16 protein-coding genes are annotated in these 18,500 nt (G+C 69.3%); 4 read left to right on the top strand and 12 right to left on the bottom strand.

The features are described from left to right. Positions 1-59 precede the first annotated feature (59 nt). Positions 60-1,457 carry an amino acid permease gene (locus Q8Q88_RS03410; protein ID WP_305673793.1) on the bottom strand — a complete coding sequence of 466 codons (1,398 nt, stop codon included), beginning with the start codon at positions 1,455-1,457 and terminating at the stop codon, positions 60-62. 161 nt (positions 1,458-1,618) lie between these two features. On the opposite strand from Q8Q88_RS03410, the gene Q8Q88_RS03405 reads away from it, so the two are divergent. Beyond that, complete coding sequence (locus Q8Q88_RS03405; protein WP_305673792.1) at positions 1,619-3,364, top strand: DUF885 family protein; 1,746 nt, start codon at positions 1,619-1,621, stop codon at positions 3,362-3,364. 4 nt (positions 3,365-3,368) lie between these two features. Here Q8Q88_RS03405 and Q8Q88_RS03400 read toward each other — a convergent pair whose 3' ends face one another. The 4 genes from Q8Q88_RS03400 to Q8Q88_RS03385 all read right to left on the bottom strand — a co-directional run bounded on the left by Q8Q88_RS03400 (position 3,369) and on the right by Q8Q88_RS03385 (position 7,829). Then, positions 3,369-3,728 (bottom strand): YdbL family protein, encoded by a 360-nt coding sequence (locus tag Q8Q88_RS03400; RefSeq protein WP_305673791.1) that lies wholly within the window; start codon positions 3,726-3,728, stop codon positions 3,369-3,371. 10 nt (positions 3,729-3,738) lie between these two features. Continuing rightward, positions 3,739-3,921 (bottom strand): YnbE family lipoprotein, encoded by a 183-nt coding sequence (locus tag Q8Q88_RS03395; protein ID WP_305673790.1) that lies wholly within the window; start codon positions 3,919-3,921, stop codon positions 3,739-3,741. A 40-nt stretch (positions 3,922-3,961) separates the two neighbouring features. Further along, a complete protein-coding gene (locus Q8Q88_RS03390) occupies positions 3,962-6,991 on the bottom strand; it encodes a YdbH domain-containing protein (protein ID WP_305673789.1) in 3,030 nt (1,009 codons plus the stop codon). Positions 6,992-7,052: 61 nt separating this feature from the next. Then, entirely contained in the window at positions 7,053-7,829 is a 777-nt protein-coding gene (locus Q8Q88_RS03385) for an SDR family oxidoreductase (RefSeq protein ID WP_305673788.1), read from the bottom strand. 176 nt (positions 7,830-8,005) lie between these two features. On the opposite strand from Q8Q88_RS03385, the gene Q8Q88_RS03380 reads away from it, so the two are divergent. From Q8Q88_RS03380 to Q8Q88_RS03370, 3 genes are all read left to right on the top strand, one after another. Continuing rightward, positions 8,006-10,087, top strand: a complete 2,082-nt coding sequence (locus Q8Q88_RS03380; protein WP_305673787.1) for a 3-hydroxyacyl-CoA dehydrogenase NAD-binding domain-containing protein — start codon at positions 8,006-8,008, stop codon at positions 10,085-10,087. 88 nt (positions 10,088-10,175) lie between these two features. Then, positions 10,176-11,378, top strand: a complete 1,203-nt coding sequence (locus Q8Q88_RS03375; protein ID WP_305673786.1) for an acetyl-CoA C-acyltransferase — start codon at positions 10,176-10,178, stop codon at positions 11,376-11,378. 223 nt (positions 11,379-11,601) lie between these two features. Further along, positions 11,602-12,837 (top strand): acetyl-CoA C-acetyltransferase, encoded by a 1,236-nt coding sequence (locus Q8Q88_RS03370; RefSeq protein ID WP_305673785.1) that lies wholly within the window; start codon positions 11,602-11,604, stop codon positions 12,835-12,837. A gap of 181 nt (positions 12,838-13,018) precedes the next feature. Here Q8Q88_RS03370 and Q8Q88_RS03365 read toward each other — a convergent pair whose 3' ends face one another. From Q8Q88_RS03365 to Q8Q88_RS03335, 7 genes are all read right to left on the bottom strand, one after another. Beyond that, on the bottom strand, positions 13,019-13,912 hold the full coding sequence (locus Q8Q88_RS03365; RefSeq protein WP_305673784.1) for a DsbA family protein: 894 nt from the start codon (positions 13,910-13,912) through the stop codon (positions 13,019-13,021). Positions 13,913-13,983: 71 nt separating this feature from the next. Continuing rightward, on the bottom strand, positions 13,984-15,378 hold the full coding sequence (locus Q8Q88_RS03360; RefSeq protein WP_305673783.1) for a D-arabinono-1,4-lactone oxidase: 1,395 nt from the start codon (positions 15,376-15,378) through the stop codon (positions 13,984-13,986). After that, entirely contained in the window at positions 15,375-15,713 is a 339-nt protein-coding gene (locus Q8Q88_RS03355; RefSeq protein WP_371129805.1) for a cytochrome c5 family protein, read from the bottom strand. The genes Q8Q88_RS03360 and Q8Q88_RS03355 overlap by 4 nt, the downstream gene beginning before the upstream one ends. Positions 15,714-15,783: 70 nt before the next feature. Further along, on the bottom strand, positions 15,784-15,993 hold the full coding sequence (locus tag Q8Q88_RS03350; protein ID WP_305673782.1) for a dodecin family protein: 210 nt from the start codon (positions 15,991-15,993) through the stop codon (positions 15,784-15,786). An 85-nt stretch (positions 15,994-16,078) separates the two neighbouring features. Next, positions 16,079-16,936, bottom strand: a complete 858-nt coding sequence (locus tag Q8Q88_RS03345) for a hypothetical protein (protein WP_305673781.1) — start codon at positions 16,934-16,936, stop codon at positions 16,079-16,081. Positions 16,937-17,005: 69 nt separating this feature from the next. Then, complete coding sequence (locus Q8Q88_RS03340; protein WP_305673780.1) at positions 17,006-17,782, bottom strand: alpha/beta fold hydrolase; 777 nt, start codon at positions 17,780-17,782, stop codon at positions 17,006-17,008. A gap of 12 nt (positions 17,783-17,794) precedes the next feature. Beyond that, the coding region (locus Q8Q88_RS03335; RefSeq protein WP_305673779.1) for an LLM class flavin-dependent oxidoreductase at positions 17,795-18,500 on the bottom strand (706 nt) is incomplete at its 5' end.

The raw sequence follows: 18,500 nt of genomic DNA, 5'->3' as shown, positions 1-18,500 counted from the left end.
GGCGGGCGGGCGGGCGGCCTCCCTCCTTTCCTCACCCGTTTACGGGGGAGGAAAAGCGCCTAGGCGAGCCGGCTCTTCGCCCGGCCGTAGAGCAGGTAGACCACCACGCCGATGGCGTTCCAGACGAAGAAGAACAGGATGGTCTTGGCCGTCAGGCTGGAGAACAGGTAGACGCAGCCGATCAGGCCCAGCGGCCCGATCAGCCAGATCGCCGGCGTCTTGAACAGCCGCTCGAGGGTCGGCGCCCGGCGGCGCAGGACCATGACCGCCAGGATGGTGGCGATGAAGGCCGCGAGCGTCCCGGCGTTGGCCAGGGCCGCGATCTGCGACAGCGGCAGGGCGCCGGCGATGATCGCGGCGATGACGCCGGTCAGGATGGTCACCGCCGAGGGCACGCCGCGGGCGTTCACCTTGGACAGGCTGCGCGGCAGCAGGCCATCGCGGGCCATGGCGAAGAACACCCGGCTCTGGCCGAACATGAAGACCATGATCACGGTGGGCATGGCGATCACCGCGGCGCCGGCGATCAGCGAGGCGGCCAGCGGCCGGTTCAGCTCGCGCAGGATGAAGGCCAGCGGCTCCTCGCTCTTGGAGAAGACGTCGTAGGGCGAGGCGCCGAGCGCCACGGCCGCCACGATCATGTAGATCAGGGTGCAGGCGATCATCGAGCCGACGATGCCGATGGTCAGGTCGCGCTTGGGGTTCTTGGCTTCCTCCGCGGCGGTGGAGATGGCGTCGAAGCCGTAGAAGGCGAAGAAGATGATCGCCGCGGCGCCCATCACCCCGAACTTCGTCCCGTCGACATCCTGGGCGCCAAAGCCGAAGGGGGCGAAGGGCGTGAAGTGGCTGGCGTCGAAGCTGGGCAGGGTGATGACCACGAAGGCCGCCAGGGCCACCAGCTTCACGCAGACCAGGACGAAATTGACCGTGGCGCTCTCGCGGGTGCCGACCAGGAGCAGGCTGGTGACCAGCAGGGCGATGAACACCGCCGGCAGGTTGATCAGGCCGCCGGCCTCCGGTCCCGCCAGCAGGTAGGCGGGCACGGGCCAGCCCGCCTGCTGGATCAGGCCCGAGGCATAGCCCGCCCAGCCGACCGCCACGGCGCTGCACACCAGGGTGTATTCGAGGATCAGGCTCCAGCCGATCACCCAGGCCGCCATCTCGCCCAGGGTGACGTAGGAATAGGTGTAGGCGCTGCCGGCCTGTGGCATCAGCGTCGCCATCTCGGCGTAGCAGAGCGCCGCGCAGGCGCAGACCGCGCCGGCCACGGCGAAGGACAGGATCACCGCCGGACCCGCCAGCCCCGCGGCCACGCCGGTCAGGGTGTAGATGCCCGTGCCGATGATCGCCCCGATGCCCAGCGCCATCAGATGAGGCCAGCCCAGGGTGGCCTTCAGCTTGTGGCCGCCCTCGTGTTGCGGAGCCTCCATGGCTCTGCGGCGTGTGACGAAACTCATGACGGGACCCCCGGTTTGGCGCGGCGAGCATGGCCTTAATCGCGAGGGACATGAAGTGGGGTGATTCTTCGCCCCTGAGCGAATGACGTTAGCCGAAAATGCCCTTGGCGCCGGGCGGCCCGTGCTCCAGCTTGCGTGCTCTTCAGCCATCAGGTGACCTAATGCGCCGAACGCTCGCCGTCCTCGCCCTGACCCTCGCCGCGACTCCGGCCCTCGCCGACGACGCGGCGCTGAACAAGGTGGTGGCCGACTACGAAGCCTTCCGCCTCACCGACGATCCCATCGAGGCCGCGAACCAGGGCGACCGCGCGGCCCTCTCGCGCCTGCCCGACGACAGCCCCAAGGCCGACGCCGCGCGGGTGGTGACGCTCGGCGCCTTCAAGGCCCGGCTGGCGGGGATCGACCCGGGCGACCTTTCGGGCGAGGCGCGGATCAACCGCGAGTTCCTGACCTGGCTGGTGGAGCGCCGGCTGGCCGGCCTCTCCTTCGACGAGGCGCGGATGCCGTTCAATTCCGACGGCGGCTTCCACTGGACGATGAGCTATCTCGCCTCCTCGACGCCGATGCGCTCGGCGGCGGACGGCAGGGCCTGGATCGACCGGCTGAACGCCGTGCCCGGCTATTACGCCGTGGAGATCGACAACGCCCGGCGCGGCGCCAAGAGCGGCTTCACCCAACCGGTCTCCACCACCGAGAAGGTGATCGCCTTCGCCCGCGACCAGGCCGCCGCCCCGTTGGAAACCGACCCTCTGCTGGCGCCGCTGAAGGCCCTGTCGGCCAGCGTTCCGCAGGCTGAGCGCGACGCCCTGACGGCTCAGGCTGTCGCGATCCTCCGCGACAAGGTGCGTCCCGCCCAGGCTGGTTTCGTCGCCTTCCTGGAGAAGGAATACCTGCCTCGCAGCCGCAAGGCGCTGGGCGCGCGCACCCTGCCCGACGGCGAGCGCTACTATGCCTGGCTGGTCCAGGACCACACCACCACCAAGCTGACCCCGGACGAGATCCACCAGAACGGCCTGAACGAGGTGGCGCGGATCCGCAAGGAGATGGACGGGGTCATCGCCGAGGCCGGCTTCAAGGGGACCTTCCTCGAGTTCCAGGCCTTCCTGCGCAGCGACCCGCGATTCTACACGACCTCCCGCCAGGACCTGCTGGAGAAGGCCTCGGAGATCGCCAAGCGGATCGACGACAAGCTGCCGGCCTGGTTCGCCACCCTGCCCCGGCTGACCTACGGCGTACGGCCGGTGCCCGCCGATATTGAACGAAGCTACACGACGGGTCGCTATTTCAGCGGCAATCCGAAGCTCGGCATCGCCGGCGGTTACATGGTCAACACGTCCAGCCTGGACCAGCGCGGGCTCTACGAGCTGCCGGCCCTGACCCTGCATGAGGCCGCGCCCGGCCACCACTTGCAGATCGCCCTGGGCCAGGAGGCCGAGGGCGTGCCGACCTTCCGCCGGGAGGCCGGCGTCACCGCCTTCACCGAGGGCTGGGGCCTTTATTCCGAGAAACTGGGCGGGGAGATGGGCATCTACCGGGACGCCTATGAGCGGTTCGGGCGGCTCAGCTACGAGATGTGGCGGGCCTGCCGGCTGGTGGCCGACACCGGCCTGCATTGGAAGGGCTGGAGCCTCGACCAGGCCCGCAAGTGCTTCGCCGAGAACTCGGCCCTGTCGCCGCTAAATATCGAGGTGGAGCTGGCCCGCTACGTCTCCTGGCCGGCCCAGGCGCTCGCCTACAAGACCGGGGAGATGAAGATCGTGTCCCTGCGCGAAAAGGCGAAAGCCGACCTCGGCGACAGGTTCGACATCCGTCGCTTCCACGACGCGGTGCTGCTGGCCGGCCCCCTGCCCCTGGACATGCTGGAGCGCCGGGTCAACGCCTGGGTCGCGGCGGAGAAGGCGCGGTAGGGCCCTACTTCTGAACCCACCCGCCCGAGGCGTCCTGGGCGTATTCGCCGGGCTTCAGGCGACCCTGCACGACGGCCTTGAAGGCCGCGACGCCGGCGGCTTCAACCGTGACGCCGTTCTTGGCGGCGGCCTGGGCGTAGACCTGGCGGCGGCCGGCGTTGATCTCGGTCACGGCGGCCTTGGCCGCGGCGTCGCCGGGCTTCACGAAGCCGAGAAAGCCGTCGTTCTGCTCGCCCACGATCCCGGCGGCCTTGGCGGCGTCCACGACGGCCTTGGCGGCGGCGACATCGGCGAAGGCCGAGCCGGCGAAGGTGAGGCTTCCGACCGCCACGGCGACCGGCGCCAGCCATTGATTGAAGGTCATGGTCATCATCCTAGAACAGGTTCGGGTTCTGCTTGATCAGCGCCTTGACGTCGTCGTCGAGGCGCAGCCGGACGTCGGCGTCCAGCTTGGCGTAGATGGTGATCGGCGCGACCTCGACCTTGACCGGGATCGCGCAGGCGCTGAGCAGGGTCACGCCCGCCAGGGCCATGGCGACAGACTGTGTTCTTGGCATGGGCTCTCGTCTCTCCAAGTCATGTTCCATGGGTGGACGCTCAAGGCTGAACGGGGTCTGAACCGCGCAGGGCCTGGTAGCGGGCGAAGTCGTCCAAGAGCTGGTCCAGGTTGACCGATGTGTCCAGCGTCAAGTCGACCTTGGTGCCCTTGGGCAGAGGCAGGGTGCGCTGGATCTTCTGGGTGAAAAGCTCGCGCAGGGTGAGCTTGATGGCCTGCGACTTGGGCGGAGCGTGCTCGCCTTTGATGTGGAACCGCACGCCCAGTCGGCCGTCGACCTGGCTGTCGACCTTTGCGTCCAGCTCGGTGAAGGTCAGGTGCTCCAGGGCCTGGTAGACGAAGTCGGTATAGGGATCGACGACCGTTGGCGCGGCCGGCGGCGCCTCGGTGACCTCCCCGCCTCCGGACCGCACCACCGTGAGCGCCTCGCGCCGGATCGAGAGGCGGCCGGGCTCGATGGCGCGCAGGGTCCCGCCGGCGATCCGCACGCCCTGCGGGGTCACTTCGAACGGCACGCGACCGGTGAGCTTCGCGGTCATGTCCATACGATCCCCGAAGGGCGAGGTCTCCACCAGGTCGGCGATCTGCACGCCGTCGAAGGCCACCACGCCCTTCCAGGTCGCACCGGGGGCGAAGGGGATCTCGATGGCCTCCAGGCGGAGCTTGCCGCCGCCCAGCTCGAAGCCCGCGCCGTCGACCTTGAGGACGTCGTCGGCGATGCCGAAACTGACCTCCGCTCCGGTCAGCGGGACCAGAGTGTCGACCCGCTCGGCCTTGAGCGCCTGGCCGGGAGCCGCGGTGAGCGGAACCAGGCTGGTGAAGACCACGCGGCCCGACATCCCCGCCACCGCGCCGGCGGGGCTGAGGAAGTCCAGGCTTAGGACCTCCAGCACACCGTTGCTGGTGGAGACGTCGCGGGTCCAGGCGACCTCGCCCACGAACCGCGCCTGGCCGCTGGCCGGCGAGCCCACGGCGGCGGCCAGCGGCGAGAGCTGGGCCGGCTGCAGCCCCTCGGGGGCGAAGGTCAGCAGGCCGGTGTCGAGCGAGAGCCCGCCCGTCCCGTCGGCGGCCTGGCGCAGACGGGCCTGGCCCAGGCCATGGCCGGCCCGATCGGCGATGTCGAAGACCGCCAGCCAGGCGCCCTCCCGCAGCGTCGCGTCGCCCGAGGCCGTGAGGGCCGCGAACCTGCGGTCCTTGGCCGTGTCATCGATGCGGGCCGTGGTGATGTCGGCGCGGCCGTGCAGGCTCTCACCCGCGCCGCCGAAGTCGACGAGCCCTGCGCCTTCGGTGACCCGCGCCTCGAGGAACGGGACCGACGCATCGAGGCCTTCCGCCCGCCCGCGCAGCTGCCAGCCACCGTCGGCCAGGGTCAGCATCGGCGCGCCCATGGGACAGAGGTGGCCGTCGATCGCCTCCACATCGTTCTCGCCCAGGTCCAGGCGCCGGGCGGTCAGGGCGGCGCAGCGGCTGGCGGTGAAGCGGGTCAATCCGCCGGCCATGCGCAGCTCGCCCGCCGCGTCCAAGGTCGCGCCCTCGACGGGGCCGAACCCGCCGCTGGCCTTCACCGCCGTGGTGGCGACGAGGCCATCCGAGGTCATCCGATAGCGGGGAACCACGAGCTCGGCCTTCGGCAGTCCGCCGCCCTCGATGTCGAGCCGGAAGCCGCCCTGGCCCGAGTCGTAGAGCGGGCCGCCGTGAGCCGCCAGGATCGCCCGTCCGCCAGTGTCCGTAAGGGCCGTCGCCGGAGCGCCGAGATCGACGGAGGCGGCCTGGCCCTTCATCCGCAACGAGACCTGGCCGGCCTCCAGCCGGAACCCGCGCAGGGCGTTCTTCAGGGCGGCGGTCGGGGCCGGGTCGTCGCGGCGCGGCGCCCCGAGACCGTCCCAGGCGCCGCGCGTGGCGAAGCCGCCGTCCAGCCTCGTCTCGAGGACGCCGGCGGCCCAGGCGCTCGGGCCCTGGAACTTGGCGGTGATCTCCGTCAGCCGCGCGTCGCCGGAGACGATGCTCGCGACCTTGGCCTCGGCGAACAGGTTGGCGGTGACGGCGTCGCCCCCGGTCCGCGACCACCTGATCTCGTGGCCGTGCAGGTTGAGGTCGAGGTCGCGAGCCTTGGCGCCCGGTAGATCCGCGGCCCGGGCGATCAGCCGGGTTTCGGCGTCGCCGCGCAGGGTCAGGGCCTTGAAGGCGCCGACGGCGCGGCCGGCGAAGGCGATCTCGAGGCGCGGCGAGCTGAGGACTGCGCCGCCCAGGCCTATCCGGCCGCCCGCCAGGTCGAGGCGCCCGCCGAGCTCGCCGTCGGCGCGGCGCCGCGCGAGATCGGGATAGGGCGCGCGGGCCGAGAACTTGAGATTGGCGTCGCTGACGCTCAGGCCCTCGGCGTCGAGGCGACGGATCGGCAGGGTGAGGGCCAGGTCGACGCGGCCGCGGGTGGTGACAAGCTTGACCTCACCAGGGCCGGTGAACAGGGACAGGCCCCGACCGCGCAGGGCGGTCGCCGCGACCTTCCCATTCAGGGCGGTCAGCCGGCCATCGGCGAGCTGGGCGTTGAGCCGCGCCTGGACCGGGCCGTAGTCGGTGTCGAGCCGCAGGACGCCCTCGCGCACCCCGATCTCGGGCTGGCGGGCGTCGGGCCGTTGCGGGCGCTTGGCGAACTCCTCGATCACGGGATCCAGGGAGCCAAGGCTGAGCTTGCCGCCCTTGAGGCTGGCCTTGATCACCGGCCGGTGCAGGATGACCGAAGTCACCCGCAGGCCGAACGGCTCACCCGACCAGAAGCCGGTGAAGCTGTAGCGGACCTCCGCCAGTTCAGCGGTGACGTCGGCGTCGCGCTCGGGGCCGATCCGCAGCCGGGCGGCGAAGGCGCCCAGTTCGAACTCGCGGAACTCCACCGAGGCGGGGACGCCGCGGGCCTCCAGCCAGCCGACCAAGGCCTCGCGCGCCAGCGCCCGGCGCGCGGCGTAGGCCGCCGCCAGGGCCAGCACGGTGGCCACCACCAGCACGCCCACGGCCCATCTTGCATAGGCGCGCGAGGCGGGCTTCGGGGCCGGAGGAGGCGGGGCGGTTTCGGTCAATCGGGGCGACGCTCGAGAGGGATCGTCACCTCATAACGCAAAACCGCCCAAAGCGTGGCCGTCAGACGCCGCCGGTCGTGGCCAGCGCCACCCCGCCGTCCACGGCGATGGTCTCGCCCACCACGTAGTCGCCGGCCCGGCTGGCCAGATAGATGGCGGCCGCGGCCATGTCCTCGTCCCGGCCGATGCGCCGCGAGGGGATGCGCTTGGCGACCGCCTCGCTCTCGTCGCGCGCCACCCGGTTCATCTCCGAGGCGAAGGCGCCGGGCGCGATGCCGGTAACGTTGATGGAGTCGCGGATCAGCTCGGCGGCCATTCGGCGGGTCAGATAGATCAGGCCCGACTTGGAGGCGTGGTAGGAATAGGTCTCCTGCGGATTGAGGCGGATGCCGTCGATCGAGCAGATGTTGATCACCTTGGCCGGCTGGTCGTGGCTGGCGGCGGCCTTCAGGGCGCCGTGCAGGGCCTGGGTCAGGAAGAAGGGCGACTTCAGGTTCAGGTTCATCACCTTGTCCCAGCCGCTCTCAGGGAACTCGTCGAAGGGCGCGCCCCAGGCGGCGCCGGCGTTGTTGACCAGGATGTCGAGCTTGGGTTCGGCCGCGTTGAACCGCTTGGCCAGGGCCTGGCAGCCCTCCACCGTCGACACGTCCTGCGGCAGGGAGATGCACCGCGGGCCGAGTTCGGCGGCGGTCTCGTCGCAGGCGCCGGGCTTGCGCGAGGAGATGTAGACCTTGGCGCCCTGGTCGATGAAGCCCTTGGCGATCATCTTGCCGATGCCGCGCGAGCCGCCGGTGACGAGGGCCACGCGGCCCTCCAGTGAAAACAGTCCCTGAGTCATCTCTTGCTTCCCCTAAGGTGATTGCTGTTATCGCTGCATAGACCCGGGCCGTATCCGCGCAAACCCAACGGATTTTTGACTCGCGCGGTCCCCGCCGGCCCTATAAACAACCGTTTGAATCCGAGCGCGGCCAGGTTCACGAGCCGCCCACTTCCATCAGTCGAGGATGCGCCCCCATGGCCGAGATCAATTCGGTGACCGACCTTTCGCTGGAAGGCGATATCGCCGTCATCACGCTCAACTCCCCTCCGGTCAACGCCCTGTCGGCCAAGGTCCGCGAAGGCCTCTATGAGGGTTTCAAGACGGCGGGCGCCAATCCGGCCGCGAAGGCCATCGTGCTGATCTGCGAAGGCCGCACCTTCATCGCCGGCGCCGACATCACCGAGTTCGGCGGCGCCATGGCCGGCCCCAGCCTGTTCGACGTCCAGGGCATGATGGAGGGCTCGCCCAAGCCGGTGATCGCCGCCATCCACGGCACCGTCCTGGGCGGCGGGCTGGAAGTGGCGCTGTGCGCCCACTACCGCGTGGCGGTCCCGTCGGCGAAGTTCGGCCTGCCGGAAGTGAACCTGGGCCTGCTGCCGGGCGCCGGCGGCACCCAGCGCCTGCCTCGCGTGGTCGGCCCCGAGCGCGCCCTTGAGATGATGACCTCCGGCCGCCACGTCCCGGCCAAGGAAGCCCTGGCCGGCGGCCTGACCGACGAACTGGTGGAGGAAGGCAAGCTGCGCGAAGGCGCCCTGGCCTTCGCCAAGAAGGTGCTGGCCGAGAACCGCCCGCTGACCCGCATCCGCGACCAGAACGAGAAGGTCGAGGCCGCCCGCGGCAAGCCTGAGATCTTCGCCGAGTTCCGCAAAGCCAATGCACGCAAGTTCCGGGGCTTCCTGGCCCCGGAATACAACATCCAGACCATCGAGGCGGCGGTGAACCTGCCCTTCGAGGAGGGGCTGAAGGTCGAGCGCAAGCTGTTCGGTGAGCTCATGAGCGGCCCGCAGTCGGCGGCCCAGCGCTATTCCTTCTTCGCCGAGCGCACCGCCAACAAGATCCCCGACGTGCCGGACGACACCCCGCTGATCCCCATCAAGAAGGTCGGGATCATCGGCGCTGGCACCATGGGCGGCGGCATCGCCATGAACTTCGCCAACGCCGGCATCCCGGTGGTGATCGTCGAGCAGAAGCAGGAGCCGCTGGACCGCGGCCTGGCCACCATCCGCAAGAACTATGAGCGCACGGCCTCGCGCGGCGGCATCACTGCCCAGCAGGTCGAGGACCGCTGCGCCCTGATCACCGGTTCGCTGTCGATGGAGGACTCCTTCGCCGACGTCGACCTGGTCATCGAGGCGGTATTCGAGCGCATGGACATCAAGAAGGACATCTTCGCCAAGCTCGACGCGATCTGTAAGCCGGGCGCGATCCTGGCCACCAACACCTCGGCCCTGAACATCGACGAGATCGCCTCGGTGACCAAGCGTCCCGAGAGCGTTATCGGCCTGCACTTCTTCTCGCCGGCCAATGTGATGAAGCTGCTGGAGATCGTCCGCGCCGACCACACTTCCGACAGCGTCATCGCCACCTCCATGAAGCTGGCCAAGCAGATCGGCAAGGTCGCGGTCCTGGTCGGGGTCTGCCCCGGCTTCGTCGGCAATCGAATCCTGGGCCAGCGCCAGCGCGAGGCGCAGAAGCTGGTCATGGAAGGCGCCATGCCTTGGGACGTCGACCGCGTGCTCTACGACTTCGGCTTCCCCATGGGCCCCTTCGCCATGAGCGATCTGGCCGGCCTGGACATCGGCTGGGTAAAGGAGAAGTCCAACGGCGAGAGCATCCGCGACGTGCTCTGCGAAGCCGACCGCCGCGGCCAGAAGACCGGCGCGGGCTATTACGACTACGATGAGAACCGCAACGCCAAGCCCAGCCCCTTCACCGAGCAGGTGATCAACGACTTCATCGTCAAGTCGGGCGCCAACCCGCGCAAAATCAGCGACGAGGAGATCCTGGAGCGCTGTATCTTCCCGATGATCAACGAGGGCGTGAAGATCCTCGAGGAGGGCAAGGCCATCCGCGCCTCCGACATCGATGTGGTCTGGCAGAACGGCTACGGCTGGCCGGTCTACCGCGGCGGCCCGATGCACTACGGCGACCAGATCGGCCCCGCCAAGGTGTTGGCCAAGATGCAGGAATTCCAGGCCAAGATGGGCGACCAGTTCAAGCCCTCGCCGCTGCTGGAAAAGCTCGTTTCCGAAAACAAGAAGTTCGCCGACCTCTAAGGCGAAACGTCACCCATTGACCGCCCCCGGCGTCCGCGCCGGGGGTAGAGCAGGACACCCTCCTCCCAACTCCTAGGAACCCACTTCCATGCGTGAAGCCGTCATCGTCTCCACAGCCCGCACGCCGATCGGCAAGGCCTATCGCGGCGCGTTCAACAACACCTCCGGCGCCGAACTCGGCGGCCATGTGATCGCCGAGGCCGTGGCCCGCGCCGGCGTCGATCCGGGCGAAATCGACGACGTGGTCATGGGCGCGGCCCTGCAGCAGGGCTCGACGGGCAACAACATCGCTCGCCAGGCCGCCCTGCGCGCCGGCCTGCCCAACACCGTGTCGGGCATGACGCTCGACCGCCAGTGCTCTTCGGGCCTGATGGGCATCGCCACGGCGGCCAAGTACATCATCAACGACGGCGCGACCGTCGCGGTCGGCGGCGGGCTGGAGAGCATCAGCCTGGTCCAGAACGACAAGATGAACCGCTACCGCACCAGCGATAAGTGGCTGAACGAGCATGTTCCGGAAATCCACACCTCGATGCTCGAGACCGCCGAGATCGTGGCAGATCGCTACAATGTCAGCCGCGAGGCCCAGGACGAGTACGCCTACCAGTCCCAGCAGCGCACCGCCGCGGCCCAGGCCGCCGGCTATTTCGACGCCGAGATCGCGCCGCTCACCTCGATCATGATGGTGCAGAACAAGGAGACCGGCGAGTTCTCCGAGAAGGAGGTCCGCCTGACCCTGGACGAGGGCAACCGGCCCCAGACCACCCTGGCCGACCTGCAGAAGCTGGCCCCCGTGTTCAAGGGCGGCCAGTACGTCAAGGAAGGCCGGTTCATCACCGCCGGCAACGCCAGCCAGCTCTCGGACGGCGCCGCCGCCGTGGTGCTGATGGAACGCAAGGAAGCCGAACGTCGCGGCCTCACCCCGCTGGGCGCCTATCGCGGCATGGCCGTGGCCGGCTGCGGCCCGGAGGAGATGGGCATCGGCCCGGTGTTCGCGATCCCCAAGCTGCTGGAGCGCAACGGCCTGACCATCGCCGACATCGACATGTGGGAGCTCAACGAGGCCTTCGCCTCCCAGTGCCTCTACTGTCGCGACCACCTCGGCATCGACCCTGAGAAGTACAATGTCTCGGGCGGCGCCATCTCCATCGGCCACCCCTACGGAATGACCGGCGCCCGGGCGACCGGCCACATCCTGCACGAAGGCAAGCGTCGCGGCGCCAAGTACGGCGTCGTCACCATGTGCGTCGGCGGCGGCATGGGTGCGGCGGGTCTGTTCGAAATCTTCTAAGAACGTTCAATCTTGAACGACTTGGGGCCGCCCGCGAGGGTGGCCCTTTTTCGTGGAAGTTATCCACAACCCGAGCGGTAGCGTTCGCCTTGGACGGGAACGGCGGCGTCTCGAGCCCCTGCTGGGCTGGAAACCCACGAATTCCGCTGGCCTGACCCTACGTCCGGGCTGACAGTGTCGGCGCAATCCCGCCGGATCGGCGCTTCAAGACGAGGATATTCCCATGGGCGAGGCCTGGATCATCGATACGGCGCGCACGCCGCGGGGCGTGGGCAAGGTGGACAAGGGCGGACTGTCGAACGTCCACCCGCAGCGCATCCTCTCGACGGTGCTGAAGGCCCTGGCCGAACGGAACGGGCTGAACACCGCCGACGTGGACGACGTGATCGCCGGCTGCGGCACCCAGACCGGCAAGCAGGGCTCCTGCATCGCCCGGATGGCGGCGCTGGACGCCGGCTATTCGGTCGAGGCGCCGGGCATGAGCCTGGACCGCTTCTGCGGCTCGGGCCTGACGGCGGTGAACCTGGCGGCCATGGGCGTGATGTCCGGCGCCCAGGACTTGGTGATCGCCGGCGGCGTCGAGAGCATGTCGCACGGCTCCACCCTGAAGCGGCAGGCCGGCCCGACCCTGGACTCGATGAACACCCACCTGCGTTCGATCCATCCCCAGCCGCATCAGGGCGTGTGCGGCGACGTGGTGGCGACCCTGGAGGGCTTCACCCGCGACGACGTCGACAAGCTGGCCGTGGAGAGCCAGCGCCGCGCGGCGCATGCCCTGGCCAACGGCTATTTTTCGAAGAGCCTGATCGCGGTCTATAATGACGACGGCTCACTGGCCCTGGACAATGAGGAATACCCCCGGCCGCAGACGACGCTGGAGGGCCTTAGCCAACTCAAGGCCGCCTTCGCCGCCCTCTACGACATGCCCCTGGACGAGGAAGGCTTGAGCTTCCGCCGGCTGGTGGAGGCCACCTATCCCGACCTGAAGATCAACCACGTGCACCATGCCGGCAACTCGTCGGGCGTGGTGGACGGCGCGGGCGCGGTGGTGATCGCCTCCCCGGACTACGCCCGGGCGCACGGTCTGAAGCCGCGGGCGCGGATCGTCTCCATCGCCACGGCCGGCGACTCCCCGGAGCTGATGCTGAACGCGCCGGGTCCGGCGGCCCGCAAGGCGCTGAAGAAGGCCGGCATGTCGATGAAGGACATCCAGCTCGTGGAAATCAACGAGGCCTTCGCCGTGGTGCCGCTGAAGTTCATGCGCGACCTCGACGTCAACCCGGACATCGTCAACGTCAACGGCGGGGCCATCGCGCTCGGCCACCCCATCGGAGCCACCGGGGCGATGATCCTGGGCACCCTGCTGGACGAGATGGAACGCCGCGACCTCACCGTCGGCATGGCCACCCTGTGCGCGGCCGGCGGCATGGCCCCGGCCGCGATCATCGAGCGGATCTAGGCTAACGGACGCCTCCAAGATGCTCCCCCTCTGGGGGCGCTGTCGGCCGAATGGCCGACTGACGGGGACTTTGACTCTTGCTTGTGGGCGTCAACCCCCTCCGTCACGTCGCCTAAGAAGGCGACGCGCCGCCTCCCCTTTCCGCGCTGCGCGCTGGGGGAGGATCTGGGGGCCTCAATGCTCAAGCCGGGACGGTCAGTCCCCGCGCCTCGGCTTCGGCGGCGGTGAAGTAGACAAGGCCGTCGCCCCAGTCGTGGGCGACGACTCCGGCCGGCGGACACGCGTCGTCGCCACACAGCACGGCAAGTTCCTTGGACGTCAGCATGCCCCAGCGCTCGAAGGCCTGCGCCGGCGTCGGATCGGGGCGCGGGTCGGCCGTGGCGCCCGGCAGGGCGGCCTCGATCCCGGCCTCGTAGTCCTCGTACGGAACCCATCCGGCCACCGTGTGCTCGCCGCCCGGTCCCTTGAAGATCAGCGTCGGCAGGGCGTAGCGATCGCGGCCCTCGGAGTGCTTCAGCTCGCCGTTCATCGGGCTGTCGTGCTTGAGGTTGCGGACATAGTCGTTCGGCGCTCGGGTCTCCTCCCAGTCGGCGCGATAGGCGGCGGCCACGTCGGCCCGGGCCTGGTCGGCGCGCCAGCGGGCGTGATCGAGGCCGGGCAGCCCCTGCGTCGCCGCGTCGAATTCGTCAGGCGTCTGCGGACCCAGGCCGAAGACGAAGATCTGCTCGCGGAACCGGCGCAGCACCGCAGCGGCCACGTCGCGACCCTGCAGTTCGGCGGCCTTCACCGCCTGGCCCATGGGATCGGTCGACTGCAGCATCAGGTGCATGGGGTTGGGATAGGGCATGCCCGTGAGATGCCAGACCCGTTTCCAGTAGGCGCGCATGGGCTCGGCGGCGCTGACCCTGTCCCAGCCCTCCTTGCCGGTGGCGGCGTTCCCGACCAGGCCGCCCATCACCTTGCGCCAGCCGATGTGGTGGCCGTGGCGCCAGTCCAGGAGGCGCAGCAGCGGTTCGGCTCCCCAGGCGGTGGAGCAGACCGCATCGGTGTATTCGACGGCCTCGACGCGTTCCATGGTGGATCCTCCCTAAGCTTGTCTGGACCAAGCGTCGACCTCGCCCCGGCGATTGGCAAGGGCCCAGAGACCTAGACCCCAAACAGGGCCTTCAGATAGGGGTTCAGCAACCGGCCCTCCGGATCGAGCCGGCGGCGGACGTCCAGGAAGGCGTTCCAGTCGGGATAGAGGGCCGCTAGATCAGCCGCCTTGAGGCTGTGCAGCTTGCCCCAGTGCGGGCGGCCGCCGTGCTTGCGCAGGATCGGTTGGATCAGGCTGAACAGGAAATCGTATTCGTCCTTGTAGTGACAATGCACGGCGATGGACCCGCGCGGTCCGCCCTGGAACGGCGACAGCCAGGCCTCGTCGGCCGCTATACGGCGCACCTCGATCGGGAAGAACACGTCGGGGCGCTCGGCCTCGATGGCCGCCACCACCTCCTTCAGGGCCGCGAGATGTGTGGCGACCGGCAGGTGGAACTCCATCTCGTTGAAGCGCACCGGGCGCTCGGTGGAGAGCAGCTTCCAGCCCTCGTCGATGGCCTCCTCGGGCTCGGCCGAGCCCAGCAGGGCCTTGGCCGCGGCCTTGCGCAACAGGGTCGAGAACCGGGTCAGGTTGCGGAGCTGCTTCAGCACCTCAAGGAAGGCGTCGTCGGTCGAGGCCGCGCGCGGGGTGGCGGGCGCGTCGGTCTCGTCATGGGTGATGCTGGCCGCGAGGTCAGTGAACGGCACGGCGTAGAACTCGAAGTTGCGGTGCCGGCTCCAGCGTCCCTCGGCCTTGGCCAGGGTCTCCTCAAGCGGCTCCACCCAGACATGGCGGTGCAGGCGGCGATTGGCGGTGGTGGCGAGCCGGGCCTGGGTGATGACCCCCAGCGCGCCCAGCGATACCTTGGCGGCCTGGAAGACGTCGGCGTTCTGGTTGGCGTCGCAGTCGAGGATCTCGCCGGAGACCGTTGCCAACCGCAGGGCGGTGACGTCGCCGTGGATCGCCTTCAGCGCCTTGCCCGTGCCATGGGTGGCGGTGCCCAGGCAGCCGCCCAGGGACTGCTTGTTGATGTCGGGCAGATTGGCCATGGCGCGGCCGCGCTCGGCCAGGGCCGGACCCAGCGCGCCCAGTCGGGTCCCGGCCCAGACCACCGCCTCGTCGCCTTCCCAGCGCGCGACGCCATAAAGATTGTCCAGGGTCATGAGCGCGCCCGAGGTCGGAACGAGGCCGGTGAAGGAATGTCCCGCCCCCACCACGCGCACCGGGGCGACAGCGGTCTTCAGGGCATCGGCGACCGCATCCTCGGAGCTGGGCGCCAGGCGGGCGGCGGGATAGGCGTGTTCGACGCCCGACCAGTTGCGCCACAGGACGCGCTTGTCGGCGTTCAGGCTCGGCGGGGACGGCGGCTCGGGTTTGTCGCGCACAGCCACGAACAACCCGCCCGCACCGGTGGCGACCACGCCGGCGGCCCCGGCGGTCAGGGCCCTGCGCCGCGAGATCACGACTTGCCCGCCATGAAACGGGTCAGGGCCTGGAAGTCGTCGGGCGTGCAGGCCGCACACTGGCCGGTGGCGGGCATGGCCTTGTAGCCCTGGATGACGTGATCGAGCAGCATGGACTCCCCCTGCTTCCAGCGCGGCGCCCAGGCCTTGGCGTCTCCCGCCAGCGGCGCGCCCGACTGCGGATTGACGTGGCAGGCCTTGCACGAGCCCGCGTACAGCGCCGCCAACCGGGCGTCGGCGGGCGCGAGACTGGTCGGATCGGCCGGCGGACCAGCCGCGGGCGCGCAGGCGCAGAGCAACAGGCCCGCGAGCGCGAGCAGAGCGTATGGCTTCAAGGGTCCCCTCCCGCAGCGTTCACCGGAAGCTTAGACGTGAGTCCCCGGTGAAGTCTCGCCGCGGTTGGGGCTAGCTCGGGTCGTACTTGAAGCTCACGCTGAGCTTGGTGCGGAAGGACTCGACTTTGCCGTCGGCGCCCAGCGCGATATCGAGCTTGGTCACCTCGGCGACGCGCAGTTCGCGCAAGGATCCCGCCGCGGCGGCCAGGGCCTGCTTGGCCGCATCCTCCCAACTGGTGTCGCTCGTGCCGATGATCTCGGTGACGCGATAGACGCTCATAGGCTTCTCCCTTCGCATCCCCACCCCGACGCCATTGAGCGCCGCAATTGACCCGACGGCAAGCGGGGGACCGATCAGGAGGCGATCAGAAGGGCGACAGCCCCTTGCCGCTGGGCGGCCGGATCACCTCGATCCTCGCCGATTTCGGATCGCCGCCGTCGGGGGTCAGCCGCACCTCGCCGTCCAGGACCTTCAGGACCGCCGATCCATCCGGGTCCGGGAACGCGCTGGTGCGCCATATAACGCTTGGCGCGCCCTCGCTCATGACCTCGACCCGGATCCGCGCCTCGCGCTTGGTCCAGTGATCCAGGACATAGGCGAGGCGGAGCGGCGCGCCGAAGTCGACAGGGCCTTCCTTGACGCGGGGCGGATAGACCGTGCCCTCGCTGCGCAGCGCCCGGACCACGTAGAGGCCGCCTTCGCCGTGGCCGTGCATGTAGAGGTCGGGACGGAAGGGGTGGCGAACGAAGCAGTCGGCGGACCAGGTGAACCCGCCGCGCTTGGAGGCGTGGCGCTTGGGCAGGCACCAGGCGAGCCGGCCTTCCAGCTGCACTCCATAGACCGGGCCCGGTTCGAAGATCCTGAGGCCGCTCATCCAGCCGCCGTAGCGATCCGGCGACGACGTCAGGTGGCCGGTCACCACGTGGGCGACGGGCACGGTGACGATCGGCTGGCCCGCGGCGACCAGCCCGGTCACGACCGTGGGCTCGCCGGTCAGCCGAAGCCACTGCTTCGGCAACGTCGTGGTCGGTCGCGGCGGCGGCGGAACGACGTCGCCATAGGGCGACTCGCCAGCCGGCAGCATGGGCGGCGAGGCCAAGGACGCGGAAGGCGCCGCTTGCGCTGGTTCGGCGGGCGCCCAACCGGTAATCCGCACGGGTCCCTGGGCGCAAGCCGCGCCGCCGATCGCGGCGATCGCCGCCGCCAACGCCCATCGTCTCATGCCCGGCTCCCGCAACTTCTACGGGCAAGCTAGAGATCAGGGATTAACGCCCGTTTGCAGGGGCGCTCGTCAGCCCAGCCGGCCGACCGCCTCGACCACTGCGGCGGTCTTCTCCAGGATCACCATGTGGCCGGCCTCGGGGATCGAGACCAGCTCGGCGCCGGCGATCCCCTTCTTGAAGCCGTGGGCGTAGAAGGGCGGTACGAGGCGGTCGCTGTCGCCCCAGACCACCACGGTCCTGGCCTTGATCCGGTAGAGCCGCTGGGCGAGCCCCCGCTCGGGGATCGGGAACAGGATGCGCCCGGCCATGCCGAGCTGGCGGGCGTTGGCGACCAGATAGGTCTGCAGGAAGTTCGGATCCTCGACATTGCGCCCGGCGGTCAGCATGGCGGCGCCGGCCTCCGCGTCGTGGAACAGCATCTGCGGCATCTCGTAGGGCATCAGCGAGAACAGGTCGGCGATCGGATGGTCGTCGTCCCACAGGCCCGCCGGGCAGATCAGAGCCAGGCGCGAGACGTCGTTGGGCGAGACGGCGGCCATCTCCGCGGCGATCATGCCGCCCATGGAGTGGCCGACGAGGATCGGATCCTTCAGGCCCAGGGCCTCGACCACGTCCCAGCTGTGCAGGGTGAAATCCAGCATGTCGCGGATCTCGGGGCACTCCTCGCTGTCGCCGTAGCCCGGGATCAGCGGGGCGTAGACGTGATGCGTCTGGGCCAGGGCGATGAGGAACGGGTCCTCGGCCGTAACGCCGCCCGCGCCGTGCAGGAACACCAGGTCGGGGCCGGAGCCGCCTTCCAGGTAGCGGACGGGGACGTGGCGGGTCTGGACGGTCTTCAGTTCCATGATCGCTGTCCCTTACGCGTAGGTCTTGGCGAGGTCGGCGCTGGTGGGCGCCTCCTTCGGCAGGCGGCCGGCGGTCACGCGCTTGTCCAGCGGGCTGGTCCAGAAGCGGTTGTCGTGGTCCCAGTCGGGGAACATGTTCCGCAACTTGGGCATCACCTTCTCGGCGAACAGCTTGGTGGAATACATGCACTTGTCGGCCGGCATGTTCCCCACGTGCATCAAGCAGAAGATGTTGCCGACGTTGAGACCCTTGATCAGCTCTTCCATCCGCTGGCGGACGGTCTCCGGGGAACCGGCGATCACGTGGCCCTGCTCGGTCAGCTCCTTCCAGGTGAGCTGGGTGTAGCCGCCGCGCGGCGGGGCGTACTGGCTCAGCGCTCCGGTCTGGATGGTCTTGATCGTCCGGTAGCCCGGCGCATCGGCGAAGCCCGGATAGACGTGCAGGCAACGGTTATAGAAATAGCTGACGTGCTCGGAATAGAGCCGCTCGGCCTCCTCGTCGGTGTCGGCCACCAGGATGGTCTGGGCGAACCCGGCCCGGTAGGGGCTCTTGTCCACCCCCCGTTCCTCGACCCGTTTCCAGTAGCCGTTCATCAGGGCCTGGGCCCGCAGGTAGCCGGAGAAGCTGAGGTAGGAATAGGAATAGGTGTTGTCGATGCAGAAGTCGTAGGTCTCCACCGACCCGCCGCCGGGGATGTGGACCGGGGGATGCGGCTTG

Origin of the sequence: Phenylobacterium sp. (assembly GCF_030697925.1) — a bacterium.
Lineage (GTDB): Bacteria > Pseudomonadota > Alphaproteobacteria > Caulobacterales > Caulobacteraceae > Phenylobacterium.
The sequence above is the reverse complement of the archived record's forward strand: the minus strand, read 5'-3'. Positions and strand labels throughout refer to the sequence as shown.

Bases quoted from the DNA above. Each gene is read 5' to 3' on its own strand.
- Q8Q88_RS03410 (WP_305673793.1), bottom strand. From the start codon at position 1,457: ATGAGTTTCGTCACACGCCGCAGAGCCATGGAGGCTCCGCAACACGAG.
- Q8Q88_RS03375 (WP_305673786.1), top strand. From the start codon at position 10,176: ATGCGTGAAGCCGTCATCGTCTCCACAGCCCGCACGCCGATCGGCAAG.
- Q8Q88_RS03340 (WP_305673780.1), bottom strand. From the start codon at position 17,782: ATGGAACTGAAGACCGTCCAGACCCGCCACGTCCCCGTCCGCTACCTG.
- Q8Q88_RS03395 (WP_305673790.1), bottom strand. From the start codon at position 3,921: ATGCCAAGAACACAGTCTGTCGCCATGGCCCTGGCGGGCGTGACCCTG.
- Q8Q88_RS03380 (WP_305673787.1), top strand. From the start codon at position 8,006: ATGGCCGAGATCAATTCGGTGACCGACCTTTCGCTGGAAGGCGATATC.
- Q8Q88_RS03400 (WP_305673791.1), bottom strand. From the start codon at position 3,728: ATGACCTTCAATCAATGGCTGGCGCCGGTCGCCGTGGCGGTCGGAAGC.
- Q8Q88_RS03385 (WP_305673788.1), bottom strand. From the start codon at position 7,829: ATGACTCAGGGACTGTTTTCACTGGAGGGCCGCGTGGCCCTCGTCACC.
- Q8Q88_RS03370 (WP_305673785.1), top strand. From the start codon at position 11,602: ATGGGCGAGGCCTGGATCATCGATACGGCGCGCACGCCGCGGGGCGTG.
- Q8Q88_RS03365 (WP_305673784.1), bottom strand. From the start codon at position 13,912: ATGGAACGCGTCGAGGCCGTCGAATACACCGATGCGGTCTGCTCCACC.
- Q8Q88_RS03345 (WP_305673781.1), bottom strand. From the start codon at position 16,936: ATGAGACGATGGGCGTTGGCGGCGGCGATCGCCGCGATCGGCGGCGCG.
- Q8Q88_RS03350 (WP_305673782.1), bottom strand. From the start codon at position 15,993: ATGAGCGTCTATCGCGTCACCGAGATCATCGGCACGAGCGACACCAGT.
- Q8Q88_RS03405 (WP_305673792.1), top strand. From the start codon at position 1,619: ATGCGCCGAACGCTCGCCGTCCTCGCCCTGACCCTCGCCGCGACTCCG.